10 protein-coding genes are annotated in these 15,251 nt (G+C 40.9%); 5 read left to right on the forward strand and 5 right to left on the reverse strand.

What is annotated here, in order from left to right; translation table 11 throughout:
- Positions 1–248: 248 nt before the first annotated feature.
- Positions 249–599, reverse strand: coding sequence for a histidine triad nucleotide-binding protein (locus V7K98_RS26590; protein WP_335027421.1), 351 nt, complete (start codon positions 597–599; stop codon positions 249–251).
- 218 nt (positions 600–817) lie between these two features.
- On the opposite strand from V7K98_RS26590, the gene V7K98_RS26595 reads away from it, so the two are divergent.
- On the forward strand, positions 818–2,356 hold the full coding sequence (locus tag V7K98_RS26595) for a glycosyltransferase family 39 protein (RefSeq protein ID WP_335027423.1): 1,539 nt from the start codon (positions 818–820) through the stop codon (positions 2,354–2,356).
- Between the two features lie 52 nt (positions 2,357–2,408).
- Here the strand turns inward: V7K98_RS26595 and V7K98_RS26600 are convergent, their stop codons facing one another.
- Positions 2,409–4,358 (reverse strand): amino acid transporter, encoded by a 1,950-nt coding sequence (locus tag V7K98_RS26600; RefSeq protein ID WP_335027425.1) that lies wholly within the window; start codon positions 4,356–4,358, stop codon positions 2,409–2,411.
- 686 nt (positions 4,359–5,044) lie between these two features.
- Between V7K98_RS26600 and V7K98_RS26605 the strand changes: the two genes are divergently transcribed.
- Positions 5,045–6,061: a ribose-phosphate pyrophosphokinase gene (locus V7K98_RS26605; protein ID WP_335027427.1), complete on the forward strand. Its 1,017-nt coding sequence runs from the start codon at positions 5,045–5,047 to the stop codon at positions 6,059–6,061.
- 464 nt (positions 6,062–6,525) lie between these two features.
- Positions 6,526–7,215, forward strand: a complete 690-nt coding sequence (locus tag V7K98_RS26610) for a Uma2 family endonuclease (protein ID WP_335027429.1) — start codon at positions 6,526–6,528, stop codon at positions 7,213–7,215.
- Here the strand turns inward: V7K98_RS26610 and V7K98_RS26615 are convergent.
- The 3 genes from V7K98_RS26615 to V7K98_RS26625 all read right to left on the reverse strand — a co-directional run bounded on the left by V7K98_RS26615 (position 7,212) and on the right by V7K98_RS26625 (position 12,463).
- Positions 7,212–10,847 carry a response regulator gene (locus tag V7K98_RS26615; RefSeq protein WP_335027431.1) on the reverse strand — a complete coding sequence of 1,212 codons (3,636 nt, stop codon included), beginning with the start codon at positions 10,845–10,847 and terminating at the stop codon, positions 7,212–7,214. The genes V7K98_RS26610 and V7K98_RS26615 overlap by 4 nt on opposite strands.
- Before the next feature lie 373 nt (positions 10,848–11,220).
- Positions 11,221–12,126, reverse strand: coding sequence for a general stress protein (locus tag V7K98_RS26620; RefSeq protein ID WP_335027433.1), 906 nt, complete (start codon positions 12,124–12,126; stop codon positions 11,221–11,223).
- Between the two features lie 58 nt (positions 12,127–12,184).
- Positions 12,185–12,463, reverse strand: a complete 279-nt coding sequence (locus V7K98_RS26625; protein WP_334857385.1) for a GlsB/YeaQ/YmgE family stress response membrane protein — start codon at positions 12,461–12,463, stop codon at positions 12,185–12,187.
- 507 nt (positions 12,464–12,970) lie between these two features.
- Here V7K98_RS26625 and V7K98_RS26630 point away from each other — a divergent pair.
- Entirely contained in the window at positions 12,971–14,251 is a 1,281-nt protein-coding gene (locus tag V7K98_RS26630; RefSeq protein ID WP_335027435.1) for a M16 family metallopeptidase, read from the forward strand.
- A gap of 129 nt (positions 14,252–14,380) precedes the next feature.
- Positions 14,381–15,244: a fructosamine kinase family protein gene (locus V7K98_RS26635; protein WP_335027437.1), complete on the forward strand. Its 864-nt coding sequence runs from the start codon at positions 14,381–14,383 to the stop codon at positions 15,242–15,244.
- Positions 15,245–15,251 lie beyond the last annotated feature (7 nt).

The raw sequence follows: 15,251 nt of genomic DNA on the forward strand, positions 1-15,251 counted from the left end.
TGGTGCTGGTGATCCACTCACAGAATCTATCCCATACGTTGGCGCTTTCGCGGCGTTGGATCGTTGCTGTCATGGTTTTATAAGTGCGGTTAGTTGTTTATGATTTTGATAAGCACATTTGCTTATTTATGTTTATTACATTAGAACCAAAATTGAGATTTGTAAAGAAATATTATATATGTATTGATTATGACAGTGATTGTTTTTAGTGATGAATTGTGTCTCTAGACGCAATTCATCGACTTTTATTAACCAGGGGGCCAGTCCAACTGCCGTCCTCCCAAAATATGCAGATGTAAGTGGTGGACTGTCTGACCACCATCATCACCAGTGTTGATGACAACTCGATAACCGTTTTTCAATCCAGCTTCTTCTGCAACACGTTTGGCGGTTAACAAAAGATGCCCTAACAGAGCATGATCTTGAGGTTCGGCATCAGCTAGCGTGGGAATGGGTTTTTTGGGAATAACTAGGATATGAACGGGCGCTTGGGGGTGGATGTCTTTGAATGCTAAGACCAAATCATCCTCATAAATAATGTCAGCGGGAATTTCCCGACGAATGATTTTGCTGAAAATTGTTTCTATGGTTTCACTCATGCTAATTTACCTACTCATTTGCTAGAGATTTTAAAGCTTTCGTGTAGTAAGTAGATCATCTGCATAAAAATATTCCTTCATGTGATAGAGTTTTTCCTAAATTAAATTTATTCCACGCCAAGGTAGAGACAATAATTAAAATCTCTTACCTAATATGATGTGGGTTTTTGATGGTTGGAAAGTTCCATATTTGGTCTACCACTGCTTTGGAGTTTTTTATGAAACAGTCAAAATACTATTTTATTGCTTTTATTATTATTACAATTAGTATATTTTTGCGTTTCTTTTTGTTGCAAAATCAAAGTCTTTGGTTTGATGAAGGCTGGAGCCTACAACTATCTAATGGTGGAAGCGTTCAAGAAAATTTATTAAAAATTATAACTATAGAAGCTGGTGATAAATATCAACCGCTTTATTATTTGGTCTTGTTCTATTGGCGCTCAGTTTTTGGAGATAGTGAATTTGCGATTAGATCGCTCTCATCTCTGCTAGGAGTCGGTTCAGTAATTACTATATTTTTTACTTGTTTACGTGTCTATGGAAAAAAACATGCCTTATGGTCGTCAACGATTCTAGCAGTTAGTTCTTTTAGCGTATTTTACAGCCAAGATGCCAGACCTTATGCACTATTAATATTTATAACCTTACTTCAAATATATTTCTTTAGTTATGCAATTACTGTAGATAAGAGTAACAAAATTATTCCACAATTGCTTTTTGGGATATTTACTGCCATAGGTAGTTTTGCTAGTATTTTAACAATTATATTTAGTTCAGCTATTTTTTTATCTCATGCAATTGTTTATAGAAACTTAAAAGAATTGATCAGATGGTGGATACCTCCGTTAGTTTTTGCATCCCCAATGCTTTGGTTATACTTGTCTTCACCTGCTGCATCCAATCCAGCAGCAACTATAGTTACTCGTTCTGGATTACCGATAATTACAAACATTATGTTTGTGATCTACGGTATATTAGTCGGGACATCCTACGGACCACCATTAGAAAAATTACGGGATCAGGAAAAGATAAATGTTTTACTTGGCTACTGGCCTCATTTGCTAATATTTATTATTACCACTGGTATCATATTTATAGCTTTAGTAAGAACTTTAATAAGACAGCGTAAGAAAAAAAGATATCAAGAGGCTGATTACTTTTTTACATCAGTTTTGGCTATCTCATTTTTACTACTTTTAATTTTTGCCCTGGGGACTAAAATTAATTTGCTACCGAGGCACTCTTTTTTTCTCTGCATACCACTTTTTATTCTAATCCCATCAACTTTTTTACATAATTACCAGCGTAAAAATCAACTTTACATAGCCTCTCAAGTTCCAAAGTTAGCTACAGTTTCTTTGCTATTGATGAATCTTTATTCCAATTGGCAATATTATTTAAATCCAGCTTATGCAAAAGATGACTACCGTTCAGCTGTTCGCTATCTGATAAAAACTCGAAATACATCTGCAAAATCTGTATTGTTACTTGGACAAGATACATTATTTCGATATTACGGAGATTCATCGACCATATATTTACCAGATTATATTAGAAAAGATATGAAGGAAAAAAATATTGGAGAACAAGTTAATATAGCGACCAAAAATGCAGATACAGTTTATGTGATATTTAACCGCGAATATTATTGGAAAGACAAGGATGTTTTTAAGGTAGAAATGAATGATTTATATAAATTGGAAGGTGAGAATGATTGGAATTATATGAAGATATATCGGTTCACGAGGAAAAAATAGAAGCGCTTCTTCTATGAAGTTTTTGCTGGGGCGGCTTAATTATTTATGATGCTTAACCACCAACATGAACGCCAGGACGTTTGTGAGGCTCCTTTTCAGCCCGACGGAGTACTTCACGAGTTACCACAGCAATGTCGCCCTCTCCAAATAAGATAAAACGCAGTAAGTATTGTATGGGGTTGCCCTCAACCCAGCCGAAGTAGGCATGGGGGATTTTTCCTGTATGATCGCGAATGTAAAGCAATAAAGCTGCGATCGCATTAGGTACTGCTGCACTCTCAGCCCGTAAAATGCGATAATCGCCAACTTGTACCCCTCTTACTTTGATAATATCCGCAAATTCTGAAGCATCTGATACCTGAATTTCTAGAAAAAGAATTGGATCGTCGGCTGGAATGTGGTTGTCTTCGCGTACCTCTTTCTCTTTTAAAAGATATTCTTCAACATCGCCCGTATTCAACCGATTTGCAATTAGTCGGATTGCTCCCTGGCTCTCTTCGTCCAGGAACTGGCCAGCAAGTTCGTCAAATTCGATTTGCTCTGTTCGTAGTTCCGTTGAACGCCAAACACGAGAAACCAGTGAGGTAAAAATGATCGCACCGATGAAAAACCCAGCAATTCTAATCCCCTCTGGTCTTTCGATGATATTGACAATAGTGGTATATAAAAATAACAGTGTAATAATGGCAAAAACCACTCTTGCCCGTTTCTCTCTGTGACGGTGGGCTGATAAGGTTACGGCAAAGGCTGCTGAGGTGATCAATACAAGCACACCGGTTGCATAAGCCCCACCTTGGGCTTCCACATTTGCTTTGAAGATAATTGTGACAACAAAAGCGATCGCTATATAGACTAAAACTAAAGGTCGCGTAACTCGTGCCCAATTAGGAGCCATACCATAGCGTGGTAGGTAGCGAGGCACAATATTCAGCAGCCCTGCCATTGCAGATGCACCTGCAAACCACAAAATAGAAATAGTACTTAGATCGTAAATTGTGCCAAAGGCATCGCCTAAATACAGATGTGCTAAATAAGCAAGGGCCCGTCCGTTAGCTTTGCCCCCAGATGCAAATTCTGCAACTGGAATCAATAGAGTAGTTATAAAGCTGGTGGTGAGCAAAAAGAAGCTCATAATCAAAGCAGCAGTGGTGAGCAGCTTGCGTGTATTCCGAATCCGCCCTCTGGAGTATTCGGGAGTGTCATTGCTGCCACCTTTGACAAGGGGCATAACGGTTACGCCAGTTTCAAAGCCTGATAATCCTAGCGCTAGCTTGGGAAATATCAAAAGAGCTATACCAACTAGGATAAAAGGATTAGAATGGCGGGCAAAAAGTGCAGTCTGCCAATTAGCGATCGCTCCTGGGTGAGTTAAAATCTGAGACACACCAACGCCAACGACAACGAAATTTAACAGCAGATAAACTGCCACCAACACTACTGCAATCCCAATCGCTTCTCGGAAACCTCTCAAGAAAACTGCGCCTAGTAATGCAACTAATAGTAGGGTAATTGCGATCGTCTGACTGTGAAACCAATTTGGGATGAGCGGATTTTCGATGATATGGGCTGTAGCATCGGCAGCCGACAGGGTAATGGTAATAATAAAGTCGGTTGCCACAAAGCCAAGTAAGCACAGCACAAGTAATTTGCCTTGCCACCAAGGGAGCAAACGCTCTAACATTGCGATCGACCCTTCACCATGAGGGCTTTCGGCAGCAATGCGTCGATAGATTGGTAATGCTCCAAAGAGCGTCAGCAAAACTAGAATCAGGGTAGCTATAGGAGAAAGAGCGCCAGCGGCCAGTGCTGCAATACCAGGTTGATAGCCAAGGGTTGAAAAATAATCTACACCAGTCAAGCACATAACCTGCCACCAAGAATGCTGACGATGTGTTTCTTCCTTGCGGCGGTACGATCCTTCCTTATCACCTCTGTTTTCTTCAAGTAACCAGCTGATAAACTGGCTGCTGAGGCGTTTTGTTGAAATAATTGATTTAGCCATCAAATACAGTGTGTTGTAAAACTTGGCTTTGTGATTTTTCTAAGGCTTTGTGGTTTATTAAAATTGTTAACTACAAAGATATAGCAATATTATTGTAGATTAAGCATCCTGTCCGATTTACAAAATATTTAGTGAGACTAGACCAGTAAGATTGACGAAAAGTCAAATACAGAAAAAAGATGAATCGGCGTTATCTGCTCCCATAAGACCAATGGGTAAGGGTTTAAGACTTTCGGAGTAAGGATCGGGAGTGAGCTTTTGGCTCCAAGCTAAAAATTAAGTCTGCCAGTTTACTTATTTACCGCTAGGATTATAGAATATAATTAGATACGTGTTGGATACTTAGTCGCAAGTGTTCATCTGTCTAACAACATACTTCAATATCACTTAAATGCTTTACTGTAACTTATAGATTAGGTACTTAGAATAAGCAATCTATCATACCAATCTTTGAGAGATTGGGATTATTTACCTCAAACCAAAAAACTTGAACTATAGACCTAGTGGACGGAATTGATACCCGTTTACGTATCAATAGTTTGCTCGCCAAGAAAATTAGACAGTTAAGAAATGATAATTTTATGGGAACATGTTTTAATTTTGTATGGAAGCTTCAATAAAACTCACAAATGTTTTTTAGGCAATTTCTCGGTTAAATCTATTAAATCTCTAATGATAATATTACTATGAACGCACATAGAGGATCTGCTGTGCTCAGTTCTGCAACTTTCAAAGTGCAACCATCCGCAACAGGACTGACCGAGAATCATCGCCTGCGGCTGTTTTCTGGCTCTGCCAATATCCAACTGTCTCAAGAAGTTGCTCGTTATCTGGGGATGGACTTGGGGCCAATGATTCGCAAAAGATTTGCGGATGGAGAACTTTACGTTCAAATCCAAGAATCGATTCGGGGTTGTGATGTCTATTTAATCCAGCCATGTTGTCAACCCGTAAACGATCATTTGATGGAATTATTGATTATGGTTGACGCTTGTCGTCGAGCTTCTGCGCGACAGGTGACAGCAGTAATTCCTTACTATGGCTATGCTCGTGCCGATCGCAAAACGGCAGGACGAGAGTCAATCACTGCCAAGCTGGTTGCTAACTTGATCACCGAAGCAGGAGCCAACCGCGTTTTAGCAATGGATTTGCACTCGGCGCAAATTCAAGGTTATTTCGATATCCCTTTTGATCATGTTTACGGCTCGCCAGTATTGCTGGATTATCTAGCCAGCAAACAGCTGCCCGATCTTGTGGTTGTTTCTCCAGATGTTGGCGGTGTAGCAAGGGCTAGAGCCTTTGCAAAAAAACTGGGTGATGCGCCATTGGCGATTATTGACAAACGTCGTCAGGCACATAATGTTGCAGAAGTGTTAAATGTCATCGGTGATGTTAAAGGCAAAACAGCAGTGTTGGTGGATGACATGATCGACACTGGTGGCACGATCGCAGAAGGGGCGCGATTACTGCGTGAAGAGGGAGCGCGTCAGGTATATGCCTGTGCAACTCATGCGGTATTCTCTCCACCAGCGATGGAGCGATTATCCAGTGGTTTGTTTGAGGAAGTTATTGTCACCAATACGATCCCCATACCAGAAGCCAATCGTTTTTCCCAGCTAGTGGTGCTGTCAGTGGCTAATCTTTTAGGAGAGACTATTTGGCGGATTCATGAAGATACTTCAGTTAGTAGTATGTTCCGCTAAATTGTCATTCGCGTTACAGGCATAAATTACCCACGCTGTCCCTTTTAATCGGTTACAGTGTGGGTTTTTAGTTATATAAGCTGTTCTGCATTTAATTTGTATAATTAGGGCGGGCAAGATGCCCACCCCACAAGAGTTTTATTTTATCGAACAGAATTCAGGAGTCAGGAGTCAGAATTCAGAATGAATTCTGTACGACTGGTGGATGAATAATTGGGTTTAAAACCCCTACTGAACGGTAGTTCAGTAGCTCAAAATCCTGCGCCGGTCTGAATCCCCGACTGATTTATTCTGACTCCTGAATTCTGACTTCTGAATTCTTCTTCAATTGATTATTCAATTTAGATGATTTTCAGCTTAACTAAGTTTATTCTCAAAATTATTAAGAAGTAAAATGGATGCAGCACTGCCAAATTAGAATACTTTGATTCAGTTTGGACAATTTGCGTAAAGAGGACAAAGGGATGGTTACAACTCCTAAAAAAGTGATTTCAGTTTTACCTCTGGAAAATGGCGATCGCTTATCTCGTTGCGAATTTGAGCGTCGCTATCAGGCAATGCCGCATTTAAGAAAAGCTGAACTGGTTGAAGGAGTTGTATATATCATGGCATCGCCACTGAGAATTAAAAGTCATGGGGAACCACATGGAGATTTAATCGGGTGGTTGTGGAACTATAAAACGGCAACCCCAGGAATTGTTCTGGGAATTGAACCCACAGTGCGTTTAGATCCCGATAATGAACCACAGCCTGACGCGGTACTATTCATTCCGGGCAGACAGGCGTTGATTAGTGAGGATGATTATATCCAAGGCGCACCTGAACTGGTGATAGAAGTAGCAGCAAGCAGTGCAGCCATCGATTTACATGATAAAAAACGCACCTATCGACGGAATGGAGTACAGGAGTATATTGTCTGGCGAACATTAGATAATCAGTTGGATTGGTTTAGGCTGCAAGCAGACGAGTATGTTTCGCTACCAACCGATGATCAGGGAATTATTCGCAGTCAGGTATTTCCGGGGTTGTGGTTGCCATTACCTGCCTTACTGTCAGGAGAAATGGCGACGGTGTTATCTGTGTTACAAGCAGGTTTAGCTGCCACTGAACATCAAGAATTTATGCAAAAGTTGAATGAGAATATGGGAAATTAACGATACAGCCAAACCCGGAGTAGTGAAAGCAGTTGCTCAGTATCTACAGGTTTGGTGATATAGTCAGAAGCTCCAGCTTCGATGCACTTTTCGCGATCGCCTGGCATGGCTTTGGCAGTTAAAGCAATTATTGGTAGGGAACGGAATTGTTGTTGCTGGCGGATGGCGCTGGTGGTTTCATAACCATCCATTTCTGGCATCATGATATCCATCAAGACTATATTAATGTCAGGATTAGTTTGCAACATTTCTATACCATCTCTGCCATTTTCGGCAAACAGCACTTGCATTTGATAGCTTTCTAAAAAGCTGGTGAGGGCAAAAATATTCCGCAGATCATCATCTACAATCAAAATTTTCCGATTAGCCAGCACCGGATCGTTTTGGTGTAGCTGTTCTAGCATTTGGCGCTTTGGTGGGGGCAAATTGGCTTGTACCCGATGCAAAAATAGAGCAGTTTCGTCTAACAACCGCTCTGGCGATCGCACATTTTTAATAATAATTGTCTCTGCTAGTCCCCGCAGTTGGGTTTCTTCTTGGCGGCTGAGTTCTTTCCCGGTGTAAACAATAATCGGCAGTTTCAATAGCCTGGGTTCTTGCTTGATTTGCTCAATTAGGGCAAACCCACTCATATCAGGCAGACCAAGATCCAGTACCATACAATCAAAGTGTTGCGATCGCAAAATCGAGAGAGCTTCTGCTCCCGTACCCACTGCTGTACTGTGGACATCACCATTACCAATCAGTTCGATAATACTTTGAGCTTGTACGCGATCGTCTTCTACGATCAGGAGATTTCTGACTTGACGTTCAATAAAACCTTTAATATCAGTCAATACCTGAGTTAGTGCCTCTGGAGAAACAGGTTTTTGTAGGTAAGTAATCGCTCCTAGTTGTAATCCCCGTTGCTGTCTTTCATCCACAGAAAGTATGTGTACTGGTATATGTCTGGTATCGGGTTTATGCTTCAGACGATCTAGCACCGTCCAACCATCCATTTCTGGCATGTGGATATCGAGCATAATTGCATCGGGCTTAAACTGTTGCGCGAGTGCTAGACCTTGTTTGCTGTGTAAGGCAACAATGGTCTTAAAGCCCTGCTGACGAGCCATATCTAATAAGATGCGGGCAAATTTATCGTCATCTTCGATAATTAGCAAAATGCGATCGCCCGGTTGAATTATTTCTCGATCGTCTGGAATTTCATGTGCCAAGTTAGTAAGTACTTTCACACTTGAAGACGTATCCAAAGTTATAGATTCGTTTTCCACCAGAGGCACTTCTTTTATAGTTAATGCTTTGCGGATAGTGATTGGTTCAGGGGGTGTAAAAGTATTTTTACTATTTTTTTCCTGTCGCGTGGGCAAGTAGAGAGTAAAGATGCTTCCTTGCCCTGGTTCGCTGACTAGTTCAATTCTCCCTCCCAAAAGTTGAGCCAATTCGCGGCTGATGGACAAACCCAAGCCAGTCCCGCCGTACTTGCGGCTAGTTGTGCCATCTGCCTGCTGAAATGCCTCGAAAATAATCTTCTGTTTTTCAGATGGAATGCCTATACCTGTGTCACTAACTGCAAAAGCAATCATCGAATTATCAACTTGGGATGCATCGGAAGACATCCTAATTTCTAACTTTATGCTTCCCTGTTCAGTAAACTTAAAAGCGTTAGCTAGGAGATTTTTCAGCACTTGTTGCAGACGTTTGGAATCGTTATAAATTGTTAGAGGTAAGTTATCATCCAGTTCAATTGTAAAACTGAGTTCTTTATTATGGGCTACTTGCCGGAAATTCTGCTCTAAAGACATTTCTAAATCTGCAAAAGCAATTTGCTCAATATTGAGCGACATAGTACCCGACTCAATTTTTGCCAAATCTAAAATATCATTGATCAATTCCAGCAAATCAGTCCCAGCCGAGTAAATAGTCCGGCTGTACTCTACTTGTTTGTCGGTCAAGTTGTTAAGAGAATTATCTGATAACAGTCTTGCTAAAATTAACAGACTGTTTAGCGGTGTCCGTAATTCATGGGACATATTTGCAAGAAATTCTGACTTATATTTGGAAGATAAGGCCAGTTGTTCAGCTTTTTCTTCAAAAGACTGCCTTGCCCGCTCAACTTCCTGGTTCTTGCGAGCAACTTCTTGATTTTGAACTTCTAATAATTCTGTTTTTTCTTCTAGTTCTTCATTTAGTTGTTGCAATTCTTCGTTAGACTGCTTGACAACAAATTGTGATTCTTCCAATTCGTGTGCCTGTTCTTCTAGGCGTTGATTGCTCTGCTGTAGTTCTTCTTGCTGGGTTTGTAGTTCTTCTGTTAAAGCAATAGACTCTTCAAGTAGTTGCTGGGTTTGTAATTGTGAAGCAATGTTATTTAAAAATACACCCAGATTTTGACTCAATTGCTCTAAAAATGTCAGATGCAGATGGCTGAAAGTACCAAAAGAGGCAAGTTCAATTACAGCACTTACCTCTGTTTCAAATAGTATAGGCAAGACAATAATATTTAATGGTGGTGCTTCTCCCAAACCGGAATTGATGCGGATATAGTCACTAGGAACTTCTGTGAGGAGGATTCTTTGTTTTTCTAGAGCGCATTGTCCTACTAATCCCTCGCCTAAGCGAAACTGGTTTGCTAAGTTTTTTCGCTTTTTGTAAGCATAACTACTCAATAATTTCAGCACTGGCTGGTTGTCTATAGAGGTCATAGCATAAAAAACGCCCTGCGATGCTCCAACCAATGGCGCTAAATTAGACAATATTAAGCTAGTCGCATTTTCTAAATTACGCTGCCCTTGGAGCATTTGGGTAAATTCAGCTAAGTTAGATTTTAGCCAGTTTTGCTCGTCATTTCTTTGAGTTGTGTTTCGCAGATTAACGATCATCTGATTGAAGGTGCGCGTCAACACGCCAATTTCATCTAGGCGATCGCTATCTGGTAAAGTAACCGATAAATCTCCATCCGCCATTTTTTCTGCTAAATCAGAAACTTGCTTCAGAGGGACTGAGATATCTCTCGTCAGGGCGAATCCAATCAAAGCTAAGACTAAAGAAAATAAAGGAATACTATAGATAATAGTAGCGATCGTTTGATGTGCAGCCGCTTTTGCTCTCTGAGAGCGCTGTTTTAGCAGTATATTCTCCTCAGTTTTCATCGTCTGGATCACTTTCTGAATCCGATCCATCAACTGCTTACCCCGATCTGTCAGGATAGCTTTTTGAGCAGGTTCCAAGCCTTGGCTTTGCCGTAGATCAATGACATCTTTCATTACAGCCATTCTCTCGGTTAGTAGTGGCTGCAAAATATCAAGCCGATTTTGTTGGTTGGGATTATCTGATATTAACCTCTGAAGTTCCTTAACTCTTTGATTGAGTACTCCAATGGCAGTATTATAAGGTTCTAAATAGCGGTCTTCTCCAGTAATAATGTAACCGCGTTGCCCAGTTTCAGCATTTGTCAGTTGCAAATTGAGGTCTTCAAGCTGACTTAGCACCTGGTAAGTATGGGTTTCTTTGCGCGAAGTTTCAATTAACTCATTGGTGCTTTGGTAGGAGATTAGACCAATGGTGGCCAGAGTTGCCAAACTTAGGGCAAAACTTACTCCAATTTTGGTTCCAATCTTCAAACGGTTTAACATTATTGCAGGTAGGTATTCAAATTATTTATGTTGTGATTTTGTTTTAACTATCCAAAACAAATGTAAAATATTTAGTTTTGTTGGAATTTACCTAATTATTGGTACGCTCCAAATTATCACTCGGATAGTATTTAGTTATATAGTGTGTAATTTATACACCTCTCAACACGCTTTTTCTATAAAATTTGAGAAATATTCACAATTAAGTATATAACGGTTCTCAGTTTAGTAGGTACTGAACCCCACCCCCAACCCCCTCCCCGCTCTTCTCTACGAGAGGCTGCGCCAACGAGAGGGGGCTATGATGTACCTTGTATGATTAGTAAACGCTATAAGTAATGTCTTAAACCTCTTGAGTTTAACTGACATTTAACTAGAAGTTTGTAGTTATTTGGCGATCGCTTCTGGCAGTGCCAAGTTCAGATTGACTATATATACTAAAATACTGGATATTGTTATTCTCTAAAATAGCTCTTGCACCTGCTATGTAGATATCAGTGCCTTTGATGACTATTAGATAATGACCCAGGGATACCTGATGCTCATAGTATCTGCATGTGTCATCGGGAATCCCTAATGTAGTGTAATTATCTTGGCAACTGCTGATATTAAACTCAAAGATATCACTTAGGCTGTTTGCATTTTTAGCTATTATAGATACTTGACCCATAGGAAAGCCAGCAGTTCTCAGTTCCATAAGCGCTTTTTCTGCATCTTTGCGCGTATGAAAAAGACTAACAGCATGTTTATAGCGGCTACTGGGGGTTAAGTATGGCATATTAATACCCCCTTGTTGAAGATCGCGACTATTAAAAATCTTCTGAGCAAGCTGAACTTCTATATCCGTTACTATCAGCAAACAGTAACCTTTATAGACAAGATTGCTGTAATTATGTGCTTGCTCTTGAGAAAATCCTAAACTTAGGAAAAAATTCGCAAAACCACCTCTTAAAGTAGCAGCGATCGCTGTTTCTTCTACTCCCGCTAGTGTAACTTTACCTATATCAGGAATTACCCAGATAACTAGACCGACTAATAAGCCACTAAAATCGCCTAAAGCTCTACCATTAGAGGCTCCAGCTACATTTTGTGCAGATATATTGCTAGTGCGCTCTTTGACTTCAACACCAGCAATATCACTTTGTTCTTTTACATTACGGGCAACTACAGAAACCTTATGCATTGGGAAATTAGAAGCTTTTAATTCCTGGAGTGCCAACTGTGCATCGGAACATCTAGCGAAAACCTCTATGGTTATTCGCTTTTTTTCTAATGTCATCTTATCGGTTTATTGCAGCTAGAAGTGATTCCCAAAACTGTCAGCTAATTTGAGGCTATTACACGGCTCGACGAGTCAGTAAACCCCACAGGAAAATCAGTAGCATAGCACCCAAAACAGCAAACAAAATGCTTCCAAGAGAAAAAGCTCCGGCGGATGCGGCGGCGGCTGAACCACTTCCGAGTAAAACTTGACCTAAATAACCACCGACTACGGCTCCAAGTATTCCTAAGATAATTGTGGAGAGAATACCGCCACCTTGGGTTCCTGGATAAAATAACTTAGCTAACGCACCTGCAATTAAACCCAAAACTAGCCAAGCAATAATGTTAGTCATTGAATTTCTCCTTTGTGAGAATCGAATCCGCTCTGTTTGTTCTTGACTATTTCATCTTAAAGTTTAGCTATAAAATTCCCGATCTATCTAGAGAACTAATATCAAAAATCTTTAGATATTATTTGAATATTCGCAAACTTGGTTGTATTTAAGATGGTAACAACATCGAATCATTTGAACCTCCAGTAAATAAATCTACTGAATCGATAGTATTTACACAAATTAGTTCTAGAACCGACGAATTAGTAGAAACGGAAATGGCTGGTGAAACCTCACCCTGGTTTTAATGTGTAAAACCTGTCCCTCTCCTTACTAAGGAGAGGGATTAAGGAGAGGACAGGGTGAGGTTTTTCTTTTGTTTTGGGTGATTCGATGACTTGTGTATACACCGTAGCCAAGTCGGAGAGGAACAAGTTTTGCGTAGTACAACTAGGAAGAGGTCTTTTTATATAGATTTTGTGTCGCGGATAAGATAAAGAAGTAACGTAGCTTCTCACACAAGTAGCAATGACTTCAACCCTGCAAAAATTTACTCGTCTGAATAGCCCAACCCTGCATCAGTTACCCAATGGTTTGACAATCATCGCGGAGCAAATGCCAGTTGACGCTGTAAACCTCAATTTATGGATTAAAGTTGGTTCATCTGTAGAATCTGATGCCATTAACGGTATGGCTCATTTTTTAGAACACATGATTTTTAAGGGAACAGAACGACTAGCTAGCGGTGAGTTTGAACGGCGAATTGAAGAACGGGGTGCTGTCACCAATGCCGCAACTAGCCAAGATTATACTCATTACTATATAACCACTGCCCCCAAAGATTTTGCCGAACTTGCTCCACTACAAATAGATGTAGTCACAAATGCTAGTATTCCTGATGATGCTTTTGAACGGGAGCGATTAGTAGTTTTAGAAGAAATTAGGCGTTCAGAGGATAATCCCCAACGGCGGATATTTAGACGGGCAATGGAAACAGCCTATAGTCAGCTACCTTATCGCCGTGCAGTATTGGGGCCAGAATCGGTAATTTCTCAACTTCAACCCCAGCAGATGCGGGATTTTCATAGTAGTTGGTATCAACCCCAGTCAATTACTGCTGTAGCTGTGGGCAACCTGCCTGTGGAAGAATTAATTGCGATCGTTGCGGAAGGATTTACAAAAGCTAATAAAACTCAGCACTCCCCACTCCCCACTCCCCACTCCCCACTCCCCACAGAATCACCATTTACAGAAATTGTCCGCCGAGAATTTATAGATGAAAGTCTCCAGCAAGCAAGACTAGTGATGCTTTGGCGGGTTCCAGGAATGGTTCAGTTAGATCGCACCTATGGATTGGATGTTTTAGCAGGAGTTTTGGGACATGGACGGACATCAAGACTGGTGAGGGATTTACGAGAAGAACGGGGATTAGTTTCTTCAATTTCTGTGAGCAATATGAGCAATCAGTTGCAAGGGACATTTTATATTTCAGCTAAATGTGCAGTAGAAAATTTAGCTGAAGTAGAGGATGCGATCGCTAAACATATTCGCACAATCCAAACCGAGTTAGTCACAGAATCAGAAATTGCCCGCGTGCGGCAGCGAGTAGCGAACAAATTTATTTTTGGCAATGAAACACCAAGCGATCGCACTGGGTTGTATGGTTATTATCATTCCTTGGTGGGAGATTTAGAACCCGCCTTGAATTACCCAGAATATATTCAAAGTCAAAGTGCAACTGACTTAATGCAAGCAGCCAAAGAGTATCTTTCCCCAGATGCTTATGGTGTGGTTGTCGTTAAGCCGTAAAGAAAGAAAATGGGCATGGGGCATGGGGCATTGGGCATTGGGCATTGGGCATTGGGTATTAGTATTAATCAATAGTTCTTCTTTCCCTGCTCCCCCTGCCTCCCCTGATCTCTCATCCCCAATTTAATCATGTGGACTCAAATCGATGCTCATATTAGCCAGGTGACTGGCGAAAAATTTCAGAGTCAGCAACGGCGATCGGTTGGTGGCGGATGTATCAACCAAGGTTATGCTGTTTCTAATGGTGCGATCGCTTACTTTGTCAAGCTGAATCAAGCATCTCAAGCTGCGATGTTTGAGGCTGAGGCATTGGGTTTAAAGGAAATGCTAGCAACAGCTAGTATTCGTATCCCCAAACCTATTTGCTGGGGTGTCGCTGAGAATTCTAGCTACATTGTGCTGGAATGGTTAGAACTTGGTAATGGTGACAGCAATTTGTGGGAAGAGATGGGGCGCAAGTTGGCGGCGATGCATCAAGCTAGCAGTAGCCAAGGTTTTGGTTGGAAAATTAACAATACCATTGGTTCAACGCCCCAAGTTAATACTTGGACAGCAGACTGGACAGAATTTTATATTAAACATCGTCTAGGTTATCAGTTTCAGTTGGCAAGGCGACGGGGAGGGAGTTTCCCCCAACAAGAAAAATTATTAGCAGCTATCCCTGAACTATTGGCGAATCACCAGGTGCAACCTTCTTTAGTACATGGCGATTTATGGGGCGGAAATGCCGGGTGTACAGCGTCAGGAGAACCCGTGATTTTTGATCCAGCAACTTATTTTGGCGATCGCGAAGTTGATATTGCCATGACAGAATTGTTTGGTGGGTTCCCCGCAGCCTTTTACAAAGGTTATAACAAAGCCTTTCCCCTAGATCCAGGCTATGAGCAAAGAAAAACCCTCTATAACCTATATCACATTTTGAATCACTTCAATTTATTTGGCGGCGGTTATGCTTCCCAAGCGAACCGGATGATTGAACAGATTTTGCGCTAACTACAGC

Origin of the sequence: Nostoc sp. (genome assembly GCF_036917435.1) — a bacterium.
GTDB lineage: Bacteria > Cyanobacteriota > Cyanobacteriia > Cyanobacteriales > Nostocaceae > Nostoc.